The sequence below is a fragment of the Hydrogenophaga sp. GW101-3F08 genome (assembly GCF_059424585.1).
This window is the reverse complement of the sequence record NZ_JBWKZP010000001.1, coordinates 820475-833946: the sequence shown is the minus strand read 5'-3', so window position 1 is coordinate 833946 and position 13472 is coordinate 820475. Positions and strand designations below refer to the sequence as shown.

Genomic DNA, 13472 nt, shown 5'->3' with positions numbered 1-13472 from the left:
GGTGCTATCCGACGGTGTGCGTTCCAGAATTTGTGTTAGAAGTCACAAGTGCATCGCCGATCTCTATTCCGTTGATCAAATCCTGTAAAGACATGATGTACTCGCGCTTACTCCATCCCTCTATTTCACAAATCGTTAGGTCAACGAGAATGTCTGCAAGCAATTTCTGTTTTAGCCTTGCCCTGGCAAGATCATTAACTGTGCGCGCCGTTTCGCTAGCTTCTTGTTCCGTCTGTTTTACTTTCGGCTTCGTAGTTTTCGGTTCGGCAGCCCGGCACAAAGTAGGTGTCGGCGCTTCTGAAAAAAACAGCGAAGACTGTCGCTCCCGAACAAGTAGCAGCGCCCTTTTCTGGCCAGCAATGACGCTTTTCCCGTTTGTGATGAAAACATATCCAGCAAGCGGGCTTCCGGTGTTGTCGCGTACCCAACCTGCCGGCATTGAATCAAGAAGTGGCCAGTCTCTATACGTTTTCATGGGTGTTTCCAAAATGGAAAATACCAGTGACTTCTAACTATCGCTTCCAGCCGACGGCCCTGACGGGCCTCGGCTGAAGCTGGCGTTAGCCGTCGCCAGAATCGGCGCGTCAGCGTCCAGTTGGTCGCCCATCGCCGTCCAGCCCGGCCGGCTCCTGCGGGCGAACATTTCCAAGTACGGCCCCGGTGACACCCGCTCCACCAGGTCGTAAAACCCTTCCGGCTTCTCGCTGTGCCGGCGGCGTGGCCACTCGAACCACGTCCCGCCGGTCTTGCCGAAGGCGTTGCCAGTCGGCCCGCCCTTGCGGCAAATCAGCACGCTCTCGCTGTTGCACTGAAACTGCCCGGTGCCAAGCGCCGGCTTTGCCCATGTCAGCATTTGCTGCGGCTCGAAACCCCAGGCCCGCGCCACGCGGTAGCCCCAATCAACGTGCTGGTTCAGCACCCACAGCCATAGGTGCGCTTTCGCGTGCGTCTCCGGCGCCATCGCCTCGATGTCGGCCACTTCCATCAGCCGGTAGTAGCGCTGCGGGCCGGCGCGGTACGGGCCTTCCATGCGCCCCTTCGTGTTCTTGTGCAGGCTCGGCCACCACGGCGGGTCGGCCACAACCGTCCGGGGCAAGGCAACGGCTAACCCGGCGTTCGAAGCGGACGCCGAATAAGCGGCGGAGGTTTCCACAAACGTCATTGCGCGGCGCCCTTCAACTCTGCGTTGGCCGGCTTCCGTGTTGCCATATCGCAGCCTCCGCAATCCATCGGCCGCCCCGCCTCGATTGCTGCCGTCAGCCGCCAGCACAGCATCAGGCCGTCCATGTGCGCTTGCAGTCCCTGGTACTCGCAGCATTCCGGTATCGCGGCACCGTACTGTTCCGCTGTGATGCCGGCCGCCTTGGTCTCAGCGGTGGTCATGGGTGGTCTTTCTGTTGTCGTCATGCTGGCGCGCTCGCTTCGATTCGAAAAACTTTCCCGCCCATGGTGGACACGCGGGCCACGGCTTTGTTTGCGGCGCGGGTGTATTCGCTGTACGTGAGCTCGTGCACCTGGCGGCTGTGGGCGGCCACGAGGTCGGCCAGGGCGGTGATCTCGTGGCCGTGCAGTGTGGTGGTGCACCAGGTGCTCGCGCTGCGGCCTGCGCGCGCGCCGATGGCGTCCAGCGCGGTGTTGGCGTCGGCGATGATCTCGCGCTGGCCTCGGATCACTCCGCCGTCTTCGATGGCCTCGGCCATGTGGCCGGCGGTGCAGAGCACGACCCACTGGTCGTATGTGCCGCGGCCGGTGCGGAATGCTTGGACGGCGCGGCGGCAGGGCGCCAGGATGCGCTCGATCTCGGGCTGGGTGAGCCGGGTGTTGTGCATGCGGGCTACGGCGATGCCGTCGCGGCGCTGCGGTTGCTTGGCGCGGGTTCTGGCGTAGCGGGTGGTTTTTCGGGTCATGATGTGGTCCTTTGGAAGCCGATCACCCACACCCACGGATTCGCCTCGACGCTTCCTGGTCCGTTGAGCGCCTCCCATAGGCTCCAATAGCTCTCGCGCGGGTCTGTGCAGTGAAAGTGCGAGCCGTCCGGAAGGCAGTGGCCACCGTACCGGACCTCGAACCCGATACCTTCGCTGATGCAGTCGGCCGCACTGATGTCCTGCAGGCGCTCGATGCGCACGTCTGTCACTTCCAAGATGATGCGGCTGGCGGCGCGCGGCATAAAGATGGCGGGACGCTTCCACCATGCGGGCGCCACGCCGCCGGACCGCTTCAGTCCCTTTGGGCCTGGGTTGGCGCTGGTTTCGGCATAGCAATAGGTGCGGCCACTCTCCAGGGTCATATCGACAAAGCGCCACTCGTCGCGGCCCTTCTTGGCGTTGAAGCGCGTTTCCCACCGGCCCCATGCATAGACGGTTTCGCGGACAACCAGCAAGTCGCCGGGCTGGCCGTAGGCTGTCCCCAGACCGATCGCACCCTCTTCTGGGTAGTCGGCACAATAGGCAAGCCATTGAGGTTTTGAGAGGTGGCCGTTGTCGTCTCGAAGTTGTCCCCATCGCAAGCCGAGTCCTTCGTTATCCGGATCGTCCTGATCGCCGGCCATGAAGTTGATGGCTTCCTGGTCTTTGACAACCCTCCGCGTTTGAGTCTTCGATCCGCCGATTGATGCGACCACCATCGGCGCGCTCATAAGAATGAGGCGCTCTTTCATGCTGTTGCACTCCGATAAATCTTGGTGAGGTCGCCGGACACGGCGTGCCCGCGGTCGAGCAGCAAGCGCGCAATCAGCGCCTGGTCGTGGTGGCTGTGGCTGGCCTGGCGCACCAGTCCGAGGTAGCTGTTGCCGGCTGCAAAGATGTCATCGGCGGGCATGGTGGCCAGGCGCTGCAGGGCGGTGCGCAGGGTGCGCGGGCGGGTGGTGCGGCGCCAGGGTTTGATGACGTGGCCCACGTAGTCGATGCCGCGTGCGATGGGCTGCAGCACGGTCTTGCTGGGGTTCAGGCGGCAGTGCACTTTTGTTTCCAGGTGGTGGGTGGTGCTGGCCATCGCTTCGTTCAGGCGCTGGGGTGATGGGTGGAGTAGGTAGAAGTCGTCGACGTAGCGGCCGTAGTGGCGCCCGCCGGCGTGCTGCAGGTGGTGTTTCACGTGTTGGTCCAGGCTGTCGAGCAGCACGTTGGCAAAAAACTGGCTGCTGAGGTTGCCGATGGGCAGGCCGGTGTGCTCCGGCGCGTTCAGCAGGCGTTTGTGGGGTGGTACGCGCTGCACCAGGGTGGGGTCGCCGCGCAGTTCGAAGTCGGTGCGCGGGTCGTGCATGAGAACGGTGGCGGTGAGCCAGCGCCAGAAGGGTTCATGCACCCGGGCGTTCAGGCGCTGCAGCAGGGTGGGCTTGTGGATGCTGACGAAGAAGTTGGCCAGATCGCATTTGAGGTAGTGCGCCGGGTGTTTCCAGTTCTGGGTGACGCTGCGCACGTCAGCCTCCAGGCGCTGGGCGGCGTAGAGCGTGCCCCGGCCCTTGATGCAGGCGGCGGTGCCGGCCACGAATGAGGCTTCAAACCGGGGTGCGATGTGGTTGTAGAGCAGGTGGTGCACCACGCGGTCGCGGAACTGGGCGGCCCACACTTCCCGGGCCTTGGGGCGGGTGACGACGAAACAGATGGACCGGCCTGGGGCGTAGCTCTGGCTGATGAGTTCGTGGCGCAGCAGGCACAGGTTGTGTTCCACGTTGCGCTCGAACTCCAAGGCGCTGGCGCTTTGCCGCTTGCTGCGGCGGCAGTCCAGCCAGGCGTGCACCAGGTCGGCCATGGTGAATGGGTGGCCACCGTCGTCATGGTGGCCGGGGGTTGAATCCGCGGACGGCCCGAACCCGGTAGTCGTTGTCCTTGTTGTTCCAGTTCGAGTTGCCGTTCTCGAAGTCCTGGACGAAGGCGTTGTTGCCGGAGTTCTGCGTTGTGTCGTGCTATCTACGTCGCCCGGCCGAAGGCTTGCGCCGATCAGCGGGGAAACTGCGTCGGACCAGAGCACGCCCTGCTGGGCGCCGGTTTCCGTGGTACGCATGGCGGTGGGCGTGAGCGGGGTGCCCGCGCCCAGCGGCTCGACCGGATTCAATACGCGCTCGGTCATGATGGCCTTGACCGTCATGCAGCAGGCGCTGCGGAAAACAGATCCGAACCCACCGCCGCGCTTTGGCTCTGCGCTTGTGGCGCCGCGCTGCGTGTGGTGGCCTTGAGCCAGCCGTGGGCCTGTTTGGCCACGCTGTCGGTGAGTTCGATGGAAGATGCCCACATGCCTGTGGACACGATGCGCAGGTTGTGCGCCGCGCGCAGCAGCACCGTGGCCGCCTCGGCGTGCTCCAGCATGCGGCCGATGTGGTGCTCGCGGCTCTCGCCCCGGGCCGCGTTGGCCTTGGCAACGGCCAGCAGCAGGTCGGCGCACTCATTGCTGATGCGCTGACCCACCGCCACGCGGTAAGAGCGTGGCACCTGGGCCTGCACTTTCAGCGCGAGCGTGAGCAGCGCGTCGGCGGCTTTGTAAATCTCAAGGTCTTGGGCGAGGCTCATGTCAATTTTTCGCGCGGACGGCGCTGCGCGCCGTTGAAGGGGTCAAGGGTTGACGTGGTAAAGGGGAATCCGGCGGACGGCCCGAACCCGGCAGTCGTTGTCCTTGCTGAGCCAGTGCGAGAAGCCGTCCTCGAAGACCTGGACGAAGGCGTAGTAGCCGGAGTCCTGCGTGCTCGACCAGTGCCAACGCTTCTCAAACAGCTCGGGTACGTTGGCGCGCAGGGCCCACAGTTCGGCGCGGGCGGGCAGGTACAGGTCGGTGTGCCCTTCGGGGGTCTTCAGCTTGGCAATGTGCAGGGCGGGCTTGCACTTGGTCGCCAGCATGGCGGCGGTGTTGGCCAGGCCATCGGTGAGGCTGGTTGCGCCTGGCACTTCCTGGCCGCGCTTGCCCCACTCCAGATCCACGCCGGGCAGGTCCGGCACGATGACGGCGTAATCCGCTTGACGCACGCCGTCGACCACGGCGCCGCGCATGATGGCGCCCAGGCGGCCACCTTCACCGGGCACCACTTCGCCGAATGTCGGCAGGGTGCGTTGGGGTTGTTGCTTCATGTGGTTGCTCCAAAAAAAATCGCGCGAAGGCGGCTGCGCCGCCGAAGGGGTGAAGGGCTTAAGGGTTGACGTGAATCCAGCGGACGGCCCGAACCCGGTAGTCGTTGTCCTTGCTGAACCAGTCCGAGAGGCCGTACTCGAAGTCCTGGACGAAGGCGCTGATGCCGGAGTCCTGCGTGCTGGACCAATACCAGCCGCGCTTGTTGAACACGTCAGGGGCGTGCAGGCTGGCCATGAACAGCTCGGCCTGGCTGGGCAGGTGGAAGTCCTGGTGGCCTTCGGCGCTGACGTGGTTGGTGGCCCAGGTGGCGGCTGGGTGGGTTTTGCCGGCGGTGATGCTGGCCAGCAGGGCGGCCGTGTTGGCCTTGCCGTTGTAGCGACTGGCGGCGCCGTCGATCAGCGTGCCGTATTCGCCCCATTCCAGGGCTTCGGCCTCATCGACCGAGAACACCATGTGCATGGCCGGCTGGTCGCCGATGGCGGGCAGGATGCCGCCGTAGATGCCGCCTTGTTCGGGCCAGGGCTGGCCGGGCTCGGGCGGGGTGATGGTTGCGGTGGGGGCGGTGGTTTCGAGGGTTTCCATGGGGATTCCTTTTTCTGGTGGTGGGTTGATGGGTTAGGCCTTGATGCCCTTGCTCGGCAGCGAAAACGCCACCAGCGAGCCCTCTCGCACGGGCACACCGGCCCACGGGTTGAGCGATCCGATGGGGGCGGTGGCCTGGCTGCCGCTGTGCCAGGTGCGCGGGCTGGCCACGTTGGGCGGGGTTTTGACTTCTGGTGTTTCGGTCTCGGGCTCGGCGGGTTCTTCGCCGATCAACGCGCGGCGGCCTTGGGCTGTGAGGCGCCATTGCGCAATGGTGCCGTTGCTCATGTCGTTGACGGCGAGGCCGTCGTGGCGCATCTGGCGCAGGCGGATCGACACCGTGCGTTCGGCCAGTTGCACGCGGTCTGCAACTTCGGCCACGGGCATCGTTTTCCCGCGCGGCAGCTGGGCGAGCGTGGCTTCGATGGCGATTCGGCCGCGGCTCAGGGTGCTGTTGCGGCCCTTGGGGGTGCTGTGGGTGACCTTGGCGATGTCGTGCCGCCCGGCTGCGGCCTTGGGCTTGGGGTGGTCTTTGGTGCTCATGCTGCCCCCACGCCAACACCAACGCCCATGGCCGCCGCTGCATCCCGGTCCACCAGGGCGCGCAGGCTCAAATACTCTTGCGTGAAAAGGTCGCGCCAGTCGGTCCACGTCATCGCCGCGCGCTCGTCGGTGTTGAGCCGGTGCGCCTCGCTGGGTTTGATGGGGTTGGCCGGGTTGTCGATCACGGCCCAGTCGCTGTGCTGGCCGGAGCGCCAGCACGTCAGGTCGCGCCGCTCGGTGGCCAGGGCCACGAGGTCCCAGCGGCGGATGCTGGCGCGGTGGGCGATGGACGCGGTATACACACCCAGCGCGCGCTGCACGCTCACGGCCTGGGCGTGCTCGAACACCTCCCACGCGTGGCCCAGCACGAGCTTCACTGGGCTGGCGGTGTCTCCGGTGTAGGGCTCGTGGGCGTCGTGTAGCAGGGTGGCCAGCTGCACGATGGGTGTGGCGCCGGCCATGCGCGCGAGGTCGGCCACCAGCAGGCTGTGTTCGGCCACGCTGTAGGGGTGGGTGGTGTGGCCGGTGTAGCGGTTGATCTTCGGCAACGCCTCGGCAATGTCGATGATGTTGATCTCGTTGAGCAGCGCGGCACCGCTGGCCAGGCGGTGTTCGTAGCCGGTGATGGTGAGCATCCAGCTCATGCTGCCGCCCCGCCTTCCTGTGCGGCCAGGCCCTGGGCCAGCCGCGCCGCTTCGCGCACGGCCGCGTCCACGCTCCAGCCGTATTGCTCGGGGTGCAGCAGATCCTGGGCGAGGGTGGCCAGGGGGTTGGCGTCGTAGTGCACTTTGATGCCGGCCGAGGCCAGGGCAGTCACTGCGTGCAGCGCGGCGCTGTCTTCGGCGCTGAGCGCGCGGCCCACGCGCGGCGACGGCATGTCGACCCAGGCCTGGGTGCCGCGGATGGTGATGGTGCGTTGGGTGGTGGTCATTGTGGTGGCGCTTTTCGGTGGGTGGTGTGGGTGAATCAGTGCGCAGCGGCAGCAGACGTGTCGCGGCGCGGTTCCGGCGCGGCCACCACCTCGATGGCGGTGGCGCGGGCGTGGATGTCTGGGGCGCAGCCGCGGGTGACGTGGCTGCGTGGGCGGTCTGCCTGCACCTGGATGGCGGCGCCGGGCACCAGGCGGTTTTTTTCCTCGCCCCAAAAGGCCTCTGCCGCTGGGCCGGCCCAGTGCAGCACCCAGGCCTCGGTTTGATGGACGCCGATGCGATCCACCGCGAACAGCTGCAACTGGAATTCGTTGCTCGCGCTGCGTGTGACCAGGGGGCGGGTGCGCTGCAGGAAAAGCATGCCGGCGACTTGCATGGGGTGGCCCTCGGTTGCGTCAGGCCTGGCCCTGGCGGGCGAGGTAGACGATGGTGATGACGGCGAGCAGCGTGCCGATGTAGATGGCGGCCACCAGTGCTGCGGCGAGGCGCTGGGCGCCGTCTGAGGGCTCGGGGGTGCTGCGCAGCGCCTGTGCGCTGGGCGGCGTGGCGCGCCGCGCTGGCCAGGCCCCGGGGTGCACCGCCTGGGCGCCGCTCACGGCGCGCAGCGTGGGCATGGTGGTGGGTGTGGCGGCCTGCGTGGCATGTCGATGGCCGGCGCCGCTTCGCAGCAAATACGGGTCGCCAGCCAGGGTGTTGGTGTCGGCCCCGGTGCTCGGTTCGGGCTGCAGGCGGATGGAGCCGCTGCGCAGGCCTTCGGAGATGGCCCGGGCGCTGCGCGTGCCCTCGCTCAGCCCGGGTTGTGGTGCTGGGTGGCTGGCGGCGTCTTCGGAGATGCAGCGGGCGTTGTAGTGCTGTTCGATCTGGTCGATGCTGTTGAGCACGTCCAGGCGCTGGCGGGCGGTCTGCGGCCGAAAGTGGCGCGGCGGGGTGGTGCTGCTGCTCATGGCTGGGTTCCTTCGGTGGCGGCCACGGTGGTGGTGTTGGCTGGCGCGCGGCGGCAGACCAGGTGCCCCTCGGGTGTCCATAGGGCCCGGGCGCCGTGTCCGAGTTCGGAAGCGCAGAGCGCCCGCGCCGCGCGCTGCAGGCGGTGCTCGGCGGCCAGGGCCTGGGCGTCCAGCGCGTCCAGGGTGCGGGCGGCCTCGGTGTCGCTGTCCAGCTGGTGAGCGATGCCGAGGAACACCGCGACGAACGCGGTGGCGGCGAGCCAGTTGATCAGCAGGGCCTGCAGGGTGTGGGGTTGCTTCATGCGGCACCGCCTTTCTTCCCGCGCCCGCCCTTGCCCGCAGTCGTGGCGCTGTGGTCGTCGGTCGTTTGGTTGATGGGTAGAAGCCACACGCGGCCGTGGCCGTCTCCGTAGTTGCCGACCGACCTGGCGGCGTGCGTGGTGATCCCCTGGCGCTGCATCCAGCTTCTGGCTATGGTGGAGATGCTGGACGCGGCGCCTCCCGGCGTCTTGATGGCGCGGCCGGTCTTGAGCGCTTCGGCGAACAGCGTGGCGTACTTGCTGCCGGTGGTTGACCTGGCGGCGGGCAGCGCGTCGTCGCACAGGCTCAGGTCCGCCGGGTTGATGGGCGAGTAGCGGTGCGGCGTCTTGCGTGGCCGGGCGGGCCATGGGGCGTGGCCCAGCGTGGTGGTGGGCTTGGTGGCGCTCATGCGGCACCGCCTTGCTGGCCGTCAGCGTCCGACCGCTCGGCGCTGCGCTGGCTTTGCCCGACAGAAAACCCCGCGCGGCGCAGCCGCTTGCTGAACTCGTCTTCTTCCGTGGGCACCAGCGTCAGCGCGCCGAAGTCGGTCACCAGCGTGTCTTCGGCGGCTTGGCCGGTCAGCTCCACAGCCACCATGCCGGGCACGGACTGGGTGGGGGTGGGGTGGGTGTTCATGCCGCTACCTCACGCTGTTGAATTGCGCTCGCCGGCGCCAAAAAATCTGCGCGAACACCTCCTTCGGAGGTGTTGGGGTCCACTTCAAGGGCTGAAGTGGTGAAGTGATGAAGGACGAATCCGCGGACGGCCCGAACCCGGTAGTCGACGCCCTTGAAGCTCCAGTCCGAGCCGCCGAACTCGAAGCCCTGGACGAAGGCGTAGTCGCCGGAGCCCTGCGTACTGGTCCAGATCCAACCTTTTGGTCGATGCTTTTTGTCCAGCGCGGTGTAGAGCTGCAGCGCCTCCATCTGGCTCGGAATCCATGCGTTGCCGTCGGCGCGCAGGACTTGCTGTGCGATCGAACAGCCGGCGGCGGCCATGGCCAGGGTGTTGGCGCGGCCGTCGTGGTGGCTGCGGGCGCCGTCGACGTTCTGGCCGTATTCGCCCCAGGGCTGCGGCGCGAGGTCGACGATGTCGTTGGCCCAGGCCAGACCGACGATGCGGCCGTCGGGGTAGGCCACTGGCCCGGCGTAGATGCCGTTGGCTTCGGGCCAGTGCTGGCCGATGGCGGGTGGCGTGGTGGTGGCGACGGGGATGTCGCTGGGGATGGGGTGGGTGGCTGCGGTGTTCATGCGGCACCGCCTTGCTGGGCTACAGTGGCAGAGCCACAAACTTCAGGAGATTCGGCATGGCTCAAGTTGTTCAAGCCACTGGCATGGTTTGGTTCAAGCGGGAGAACTTCGCCCGCTTGCGCGCCATGTTTGAGGATGGTCACAAACTCCATCGGACCTACGATGAGTGGCTCGCTGCAGCCGAAACCGGCCGCAAAGCTTTTGAGGCAAAAGGCATGCGTGTGGTCTGCGTTGACCTTGACCCGCACGATTTCCCCGAGTGGTGCAAAGCCAAGGGGAAGAAGCTCGACGCCAGCGGCCGCAACGCCTATGCCGCCTGGGTTGCCTACAAGGTGCTCACTGGTGTTGAGCCGCCCGACGCGGTTCAGTGAGCTGCTCTCGGCTGCGAGTGTGGTGCTGGCCGCACCGGGCTTGGGTGTTTGCATCTGGGCCTCCGTCGCCCGGGGTGGGCGTGGGGCCTATATTAGGTGGGCCTAACATCGGTGTCAATAGGTGTGCCTAACTTATTTTTCACGCGTGGTGATAAAGTGCGATGACAAGCAACACAAGTGGGGGTCGGTATGCGTGATTTTCGGTCTGCCGTTCTGGCGTGTATTCTTTTTGCTTTGGTTGGGTGTTCGAAGGGGATTGACACGGTGATCCCGTCCGACATGTCGACCTGGGAAAAAGAGCTTGCCCCCGTAACAGCAAAACTCACCGAAGAGCAGCGCGGGCTGTTTGCTTCGTATGTCGTCCGGGTCAAGATGTCGTCCGCACTTACGGGGGGTGTGGTAGATGTCCCGTTCGGAACTACCGTCGCTCAAGCAATCGAGAGCGAGCGCAGGCGCATGGCAGATGAAGCCGCCCAGCGCGAGGATGAAAAGAAGAAAGAGGCCGCGGAAAAGGCTCTCAAAGATCAGTGGGCGCAACAACGCGATGAAATGAAGAAGGCCATCCGCGATGCAGTGACTGTTGTGCTCGTGGGAAAAGACGGAGTTGAGGCAAATGCTGCTGCAGGGCGTTTCAGATCGATTCAGCGTTTTTTGGTGGGTGTCACCAACAATTCAAATCATGCCATCAGCGGCGTTTCTGGTGAGTTGCAGTTCGTTGACCTCTTTGGCCAGCAGGTTGGAACTGTGGCCTTTCGAATCACCGAGAGCATCGCGCCGCACGGTGGTGTGCAGTGGGTCGGGGAGCGTGACTACAACGAGTTCATTGCCGAGCATCGCGCTGTGTGGCGCCTGGAAGAGGGCGAATTCACCACACGTTTTGAGCCTGAGGCGCTGGTTTTTTCCAACGGTATAAAGCTTCTGGTGCCAGACAAGTGAGTGCGGTCGCGCCGAACCCGATGCCGTGGCTTTGGTTTCGGTCCATGTGATGGTTTTGGTCCACTTTCTCCCCTGTCTCAGTCGCTGCGAAGCCGACGGTCACGATACTCCTGCAGCCAGATTACCCGGCCTGGTTCTCGCCTCACCTGCCGTTGGCTTGTGCTGGGGGGGTCGATGTGTTGCGGCCCCTTCGCGCCCTTGTCCACTCCATGTACTTGATGATGTCTGGTAGTTCATCCTCGCTCAAGGATTCGAGCAGCGATCGCGCCCTGGCTCGGCTGATGCTGACCGGTTGATCGGGCTCACATGCTTTGAGCGGCTCGCGTGAATACGGATTCTCAAGTTCAATAGGGCCACCCTCTCCGCCGAGCCACCGTGCGTGAACGCCGAAGAACGCGGCCGCCTTGACGAGGGTGTCGCCTTTCAGTGCCTTCGTTTCGCCGCTGAACCACGCGGTCACGGATGGCTTGCTGACTCCGCAAGCTGTTGCCAACTCGGACTTTCGTGCGCCTGGTCGCCGGGTCATGCCGTGCTCCATGCGTGACTTCAATGTTTCGAACATTAGGCAAGCCTATCAATAAAGGGGTAAGTCATGCCTGTTGACAAGATGTTAGGTGTGCCTAATAATGTTGGTACATGAGCAATCTGACCAATCAGGAGATCATCAAAATTCTGGGCGGCTGTGCGGCCGTTTCGCGAATGGCAAAGGTGCGTCCGCCCAGCGTGCAGGGCTGGCTTACGCACGGAATCCCAGAGGGCCGACTTATCGAGCTGGCGGCAGAAATTGAGCGTCGGGCACCTGATCGTTTCTCGCGCCGCGAGCGATGGCCTGACCGGTGCGGGATGATCTGGCCTGATCTCGCCGCCAACGACGCCCCCCACCCCGAGCCCACCACCGAGCAGGAGGTGGCGAGTGCGTAAACCTTCCGTGAAGCCGTCGGAGCGAGCGGCGCGGCGCAAGGCCATGGCAGACCATCGCGCCCGTGAGGGGGTCAACCCGACCGGGGTTTCGCTGGATGACCGCCGCATGGGTCGGTTCAACCTGCGGGCGGCATTTTCTGCTGGGCAATCCAGATGAGATCGGCGATGCACTGCTGGACCAGATCCCGCGTTTCGTCGGTGACCATTTCGTCGTTCAGGTGCTGGACCAAGCCGGCCTCTGCGGCTCTGCGCAACTCGGCCACGGCTTTGGCGGGATCTTGGTGCGAGCTGATCAGGGCGCCTATCGCCAGTTCTTGCGCGTTGACCCTGGCCAGCGTAAGGCGCGCGAGTTGTTCCAGCTTTTTCAGTCGCACTTCTGTGTTCATGGGCCGGTCCTTCCTGTTCGGTGGGTTGTGTGAGAGCGCTCATCGTACTGGGCTGGATCGGCCCGCCCCGTTTGTTGCTGAGCAGGAGGCCGTACATGGCTGAGCTACGCCGCGGCCTGCCGCCCGAAGAAGTGATGGCCAGGCTCAGCGCCGAGCGCGATTCAGTTCGTCGTCGTTCGGAAGAAGCGCGATTTGTGCGGAGGCTAGCTCGTTGGTCATGGCGTCTGGCCAAGTTCCCGCAAGCGCAATTCCTGCGAATCGGTCGAGGTGCTCGCACACTGTTTCTATCGCTTTTTCCGGGTTGGGGTGGCAGGCAATGAGCGCACGTATGGCCACCTGCGCCGCCAGTACCTTGCCCTCCAGTGCGTCGATGCGCGACCGCGCTTCTTCGTCGTTCATGGGTGTCCCTTCCGAGCGGGGTTGTGGGGTGGAAATTGCATTTTCGCCCGCGCCGGTCACGCTGCGTTTGCACCAGGCCTTGGCCGCGAGCGCTCCTGAGCCGCTGACGCGCTGCGAGCTGGCGCAGCGCCTGGGGGTGGGCCTGCGCACGGTTGATCGGGCGCTGGCGCACAACCTCAAAACCGGCTGCATCAGCCCGACGCGCCGGCTTGATGACCGGCAGGGGCATGCCTACACGGTGTCTGGCGGCGGCGTGGCTGTGGTGCCCGCGGCTGAGCTTGGGGGTGCGCATGTGTAGCTCGCCGCTGGCCGAAGCGCTGTGCGCTGGCTTCAATGGGTGCAACCTGGTTGCGCTCGCGAAAGCGCGCTCGGTGCTACCGCGTGTGGCGCGCGGGCATATTGTCTCGGCGCACCGCGAATACGAGGCGCTGCTCAGCCTGCAGCAGGCCGGCGCTTCGCTGTCGCCAGCGCAAGCCGAGCAGCTGGCCCAATGGGCAAAGGTGGTTCCGGCGCCAGCGTTGAGCCCAGCGCCAGCACGCGATCCGTCAGTTCGCCGATTGCCACCATCTGCCTGGCTGTCATCGCCTGGTGCTCGCGGGCGCGCTGCAGGCAAGTCTGCACCCAGGCGCCCAGGGAGTCGAGGGTGAACGGTATTTCTCCCTGCTCCTCTTCGCCGGGCGGCGCCAGTGCGTCGGGCGCCAGCCGGTTGATGGCGGCTTCGAGCCGGGCCGCTTTGTCGCGCTGGGCTGCGCTGTCGGCTTCGAGCGCCAGCAGGGCTTGCCCCAGCAGGTATTCCATGGCGTCCAGCCGTTCGCCTGCCGTGGCCCGTCGTGGGCTGGGTGGTGGTTTTGTT

Annotated in this window: 26 protein-coding genes; 4 read left to right on the top strand and 22 right to left on the bottom strand. The window is 65.3% G+C overall.

The genetic code is table 11. The features are described 5' to 3' along the window. Nucleotides 1-4 precede the first annotated feature (4 nt). From AC07YZ_RS04245 to AC07YZ_RS04160, 18 genes are all read right to left on the bottom strand, one after another. Nucleotides 5-475, bottom strand: coding sequence for a hypothetical protein (locus AC07YZ_RS04245; RefSeq protein WP_494793824.1), 471 nt, complete (start codon nt 473-475; stop codon nt 5-7). Between the two features lie 33 nt (nt 476-508). Beyond that, a complete protein-coding gene (locus AC07YZ_RS04240; RefSeq protein ID WP_494793823.1) occupies nt 509-1162 on the bottom strand; it encodes an MT-A70 family methyltransferase in 654 nt (217 codons plus the stop codon). Further along, nucleotides 1159-1383, bottom strand: coding sequence for a hypothetical protein (locus AC07YZ_RS04235; protein ID WP_494793822.1), 225 nt, complete (start codon nt 1381-1383; stop codon nt 1159-1161). The genes AC07YZ_RS04240 and AC07YZ_RS04235 overlap by 4 nt, the downstream gene beginning before the upstream one ends. Before the next feature lie 20 nt (nt 1384-1403). Next, a complete protein-coding gene (locus AC07YZ_RS04230; protein ID WP_494793821.1) occupies nt 1404-1907 on the bottom strand; it encodes a hypothetical protein in 504 nt (167 codons plus the stop codon). Further along, nucleotides 1904-2659 carry a hypothetical protein gene (locus AC07YZ_RS04225; RefSeq protein WP_494793820.1) on the bottom strand — a complete coding sequence of 252 codons (756 nt, stop codon included), beginning with the start codon at nt 2657-2659 and terminating at the stop codon, nt 1904-1906. Before AC07YZ_RS04225 ends, AC07YZ_RS04230 begins: the two co-directional genes overlap by 4 nt. Next, entirely contained in the window at nt 2656-3750 is a 1095-nt protein-coding gene (locus tag AC07YZ_RS04220) for an RNA-directed DNA polymerase (protein ID WP_494793819.1), read from the bottom strand. Before AC07YZ_RS04220 ends, AC07YZ_RS04225 begins: the two co-directional genes overlap by 4 nt. Before the next feature lie 332 nt (nt 3751-4082). After that, the gene (locus AC07YZ_RS04215) at nt 4083-4505 is read right to left on the bottom strand and encodes a four helix bundle protein (protein WP_494793818.1); all 423 of its coding nucleotides are present in this window, start codon (nt 4503-4505) and stop codon (nt 4083-4085) included. Between the two features lie 42 nt (nt 4506-4547). Continuing rightward, complete coding sequence (locus AC07YZ_RS04210; protein WP_494793817.1) at nt 4548-5057, bottom strand: Lcl C-terminal domain-containing protein; 510 nt, start codon at nt 5055-5057, stop codon at nt 4548-4550. Between the two features lie 58 nt (nt 5058-5115). Beyond that, complete coding sequence (locus AC07YZ_RS04205) at nt 5116-5640, bottom strand: Lcl C-terminal domain-containing protein (protein WP_494793816.1); 525 nt, start codon at nt 5638-5640, stop codon at nt 5116-5118. Nucleotides 5641-5673: 33 nt separating this feature from the next. Then, nucleotides 5674-6183, bottom strand: a complete 510-nt coding sequence (locus tag AC07YZ_RS04200) for a hypothetical protein (RefSeq protein WP_494793815.1) — start codon at nt 6181-6183, stop codon at nt 5674-5676. After that, nucleotides 6180-6827 (bottom strand): HD domain-containing protein, encoded by a 648-nt coding sequence (locus AC07YZ_RS04195; protein WP_494793814.1) that lies wholly within the window; start codon nt 6825-6827, stop codon nt 6180-6182. The genes AC07YZ_RS04200 and AC07YZ_RS04195 overlap by 4 nt, the downstream gene beginning before the upstream one ends. Continuing rightward, nucleotides 6824-7114: a hypothetical protein gene (locus AC07YZ_RS04190; protein WP_494793813.1), complete on the bottom strand. Its 291-nt coding sequence runs from the start codon at nt 7112-7114 to the stop codon at nt 6824-6826. The genes AC07YZ_RS04195 and AC07YZ_RS04190 overlap by 4 nt, the downstream gene beginning before the upstream one ends. A 35-nt stretch (nt 7115-7149) precedes the next feature. Beyond that, on the bottom strand, nt 7150-7488 hold the full coding sequence (locus AC07YZ_RS04185) for a hypothetical protein (RefSeq protein WP_494793812.1): 339 nt from the start codon (nt 7486-7488) through the stop codon (nt 7150-7152). Between the two features lie 19 nt (nt 7489-7507). Then, complete coding sequence (locus AC07YZ_RS04180) at nt 7508-8056, bottom strand: hypothetical protein (RefSeq protein WP_494793811.1); 549 nt, start codon at nt 8054-8056, stop codon at nt 7508-7510. After that, the gene (locus AC07YZ_RS04175) at nt 8053-8358 is read right to left on the bottom strand and encodes a hypothetical protein (RefSeq protein ID WP_494793810.1); all 306 of its coding nucleotides are present in this window, start codon (nt 8356-8358) and stop codon (nt 8053-8055) included. The genes AC07YZ_RS04180 and AC07YZ_RS04175 overlap by 4 nt, the downstream gene beginning before the upstream one ends. Continuing rightward, entirely contained in the window at nt 8355-8765 is a 411-nt protein-coding gene (locus AC07YZ_RS04170) for a hypothetical protein (protein ID WP_494793809.1), read from the bottom strand. Before AC07YZ_RS04170 ends, AC07YZ_RS04175 begins: the two co-directional genes overlap by 4 nt. Then, nucleotides 8762-8992: a PIN domain-containing protein gene (locus AC07YZ_RS04165; protein ID WP_494793808.1), complete on the bottom strand. Its 231-nt coding sequence runs from the start codon at nt 8990-8992 to the stop codon at nt 8762-8764. The genes AC07YZ_RS04170 and AC07YZ_RS04165 overlap by 4 nt, the downstream gene beginning before the upstream one ends. Then, a complete protein-coding gene (locus AC07YZ_RS04160; RefSeq protein WP_494793807.1) occupies nt 8989-9606 on the bottom strand; it encodes an Lcl C-terminal domain-containing protein in 618 nt (205 codons plus the stop codon). Before AC07YZ_RS04160 ends, AC07YZ_RS04165 begins: the two co-directional genes overlap by 4 nt. Before the next feature lie 56 nt (nt 9607-9662). Between AC07YZ_RS04160 and AC07YZ_RS04155 the strand changes: the two genes are divergently transcribed. Both AC07YZ_RS04155 and AC07YZ_RS04150 read left to right on the top strand, forming a co-directional pair. Next, the gene (locus AC07YZ_RS04155) at nt 9663-9977 is read left to right on the top strand and encodes a hypothetical protein (protein WP_494793806.1); all 315 of its coding nucleotides are present in this window, start codon (nt 9663-9665) and stop codon (nt 9975-9977) included. A 189-nt stretch (nt 9978-10166) separates the two neighbouring features. Then, the gene (locus AC07YZ_RS04150; RefSeq protein ID WP_494793805.1) at nt 10167-10913 is read left to right on the top strand and encodes a hypothetical protein; all 747 of its coding nucleotides are present in this window, start codon (nt 10167-10169) and stop codon (nt 10911-10913) included. A gap of 142 nt (nt 10914-11055) precedes the next feature. Here the strand turns inward: AC07YZ_RS04150 and AC07YZ_RS04145 are convergent, their stop codons facing one another. After that, nucleotides 11056-11475: a helix-turn-helix domain-containing protein gene (locus AC07YZ_RS04145; protein ID WP_494793804.1), complete on the bottom strand. Its 420-nt coding sequence runs from the start codon at nt 11473-11475 to the stop codon at nt 11056-11058. Nucleotides 11476-11549: 74 nt separating this feature from the next. On the opposite strand from AC07YZ_RS04145, the gene AC07YZ_RS04140 reads away from it, so the two are divergent. Continuing rightward, nucleotides 11550-11834, top strand: a complete 285-nt coding sequence (locus AC07YZ_RS04140; RefSeq protein WP_494793803.1) for a hypothetical protein — start codon at nt 11550-11552, stop codon at nt 11832-11834. Nucleotides 11835-11950: 116 nt separating this feature from the next. Here AC07YZ_RS04140 and AC07YZ_RS04135 read toward each other — a convergent pair whose 3' ends face one another. Together AC07YZ_RS04135 and AC07YZ_RS04130 are read right to left on the bottom strand one after the other, a co-directional pair. Next, nucleotides 11951-12220 (bottom strand): hypothetical protein, encoded by a 270-nt coding sequence (locus AC07YZ_RS04135; protein WP_494793802.1) that lies wholly within the window; start codon nt 12218-12220, stop codon nt 11951-11953. A gap of 144 nt (nt 12221-12364) precedes the next feature. Further along, entirely contained in the window at nt 12365-12619 is a 255-nt protein-coding gene (locus AC07YZ_RS04130; RefSeq protein ID WP_494793801.1) for a hypothetical protein, read from the bottom strand. 28 nt (nt 12620-12647) lie between these two features. On the opposite strand from AC07YZ_RS04130, the gene AC07YZ_RS04125 reads away from it, so the two are divergent. Then, entirely contained in the window at nt 12648-12917 is a 270-nt protein-coding gene (locus tag AC07YZ_RS04125) for a hypothetical protein (protein WP_494793800.1), read from the top strand. 134 nt (nt 12918-13051) lie between these two features. Here the strand turns inward: AC07YZ_RS04125 and AC07YZ_RS04120 are convergent, their stop codons facing one another. Then, nucleotides 13052-13417, bottom strand: a complete 366-nt coding sequence (locus AC07YZ_RS04120; RefSeq protein ID WP_494793799.1) for a hypothetical protein — start codon at nt 13415-13417, stop codon at nt 13052-13054. Nucleotides 13418-13472: the final 55 nt, after the last annotated feature.

Excerpts from the sequence above, each read along its gene's own strand:
- AC07YZ_RS04245 (WP_494793824.1), bottom strand. The coding sequence starts at position 475 with ATGAAAACGTATAGAGACTGGCCACTTCTTGATTCAATGCCGGCAGGT.
- AC07YZ_RS04240 (WP_494793823.1), bottom strand. The coding sequence starts at position 1,162 with ATGACGTTTGTGGAAACCTCCGCCGCTTATTCGGCGTCCGCTTCGAAC.
- AC07YZ_RS04235 (WP_494793822.1), bottom strand. The coding sequence starts at position 1,383 with ATGACCACCGCTGAGACCAAGGCGGCCGGCATCACAGCGGAACAGTAC.
- AC07YZ_RS04230 (WP_494793821.1), bottom strand. The coding sequence starts at position 1,907 with ATGACCCGAAAAACCACCCGCTACGCCAGAACCCGCGCCAAGCAACCG.
- AC07YZ_RS04225 (WP_494793820.1), bottom strand. The coding sequence starts at position 2,659 with ATGAAAGAGCGCCTCATTCTTATGAGCGCGCCGATGGTGGTCGCATCA.
- AC07YZ_RS04220 (WP_494793819.1), bottom strand. The coding sequence starts at position 3,750 with ATGGCCGACCTGGTGCACGCCTGGCTGGACTGCCGCCGCAGCAAGCGG.
- AC07YZ_RS04215 (WP_494793818.1), bottom strand. The coding sequence starts at position 4,505 with ATGAGCCTCGCCCAAGACCTTGAGATTTACAAAGCCGCCGACGCGCTG.
- AC07YZ_RS04210 (WP_494793817.1), bottom strand. The coding sequence starts at position 5,057 with ATGAAGCAACAACCCCAACGCACCCTGCCGACATTCGGCGAAGTGGTG.
- AC07YZ_RS04205 (WP_494793816.1), bottom strand. The coding sequence starts at position 5,640 with ATGGAAACCCTCGAAACCACCGCCCCCACCGCAACCATCACCCCGCCC.
- AC07YZ_RS04200 (WP_494793815.1), bottom strand. The coding sequence starts at position 6,183 with ATGAGCACCAAAGACCACCCCAAGCCCAAGGCCGCAGCCGGGCGGCAC.
- AC07YZ_RS04195 (WP_494793814.1), bottom strand. The coding sequence starts at position 6,827 with ATGAGCTGGATGCTCACCATCACCGGCTACGAACACCGCCTGGCCAGC.
- AC07YZ_RS04190 (WP_494793813.1), bottom strand. The coding sequence starts at position 7,114 with ATGACCACCACCCAACGCACCATCACCATCCGCGGCACCCAGGCCTGG.
- AC07YZ_RS04185 (WP_494793812.1), bottom strand. The coding sequence starts at position 7,488 with ATGCAAGTCGCCGGCATGCTTTTCCTGCAGCGCACCCGCCCCCTGGTC.
- AC07YZ_RS04180 (WP_494793811.1), bottom strand. The coding sequence starts at position 8,056 with ATGAGCAGCAGCACCACCCCGCCGCGCCACTTTCGGCCGCAGACCGCC.
- AC07YZ_RS04175 (WP_494793810.1), bottom strand. The coding sequence starts at position 8,358 with ATGAAGCAACCCCACACCCTGCAGGCCCTGCTGATCAACTGGCTCGCC.
- AC07YZ_RS04170 (WP_494793809.1), bottom strand. The coding sequence starts at position 8,765 with ATGAGCGCCACCAAGCCCACCACCACGCTGGGCCACGCCCCATGGCCC.
- AC07YZ_RS04165 (WP_494793808.1), bottom strand. The coding sequence starts at position 8,992 with ATGAACACCCACCCCACCCCCACCCAGTCCGTGCCCGGCATGGTGGCT.
- AC07YZ_RS04160 (WP_494793807.1), bottom strand. The coding sequence starts at position 9,606 with ATGAACACCGCAGCCACCCACCCCATCCCCAGCGACATCCCCGTCGCC.
- AC07YZ_RS04155 (WP_494793806.1), top strand. The coding sequence starts at position 9,663 with ATGGCTCAAGTTGTTCAAGCCACTGGCATGGTTTGGTTCAAGCGGGAG.
- AC07YZ_RS04150 (WP_494793805.1), top strand. The coding sequence starts at position 10,167 with ATGCGTGATTTTCGGTCTGCCGTTCTGGCGTGTATTCTTTTTGCTTTG.
- AC07YZ_RS04145 (WP_494793804.1), bottom strand. The coding sequence starts at position 11,475 with ATGTTCGAAACATTGAAGTCACGCATGGAGCACGGCATGACCCGGCGA.
- AC07YZ_RS04140 (WP_494793803.1), top strand. The coding sequence starts at position 11,550 with ATGAGCAATCTGACCAATCAGGAGATCATCAAAATTCTGGGCGGCTGT.
- AC07YZ_RS04135 (WP_494793802.1), bottom strand. The coding sequence starts at position 12,220 with ATGAACACAGAAGTGCGACTGAAAAAGCTGGAACAACTCGCGCGCCTT.
- AC07YZ_RS04130 (WP_494793801.1), bottom strand. The coding sequence starts at position 12,619 with ATGAACGACGAAGAAGCGCGGTCGCGCATCGACGCACTGGAGGGCAAG.
- AC07YZ_RS04120 (WP_494793799.1), bottom strand. The coding sequence starts at position 13,417 with ATGGAATACCTGCTGGGGCAAGCCCTGCTGGCGCTCGAAGCCGACAGC.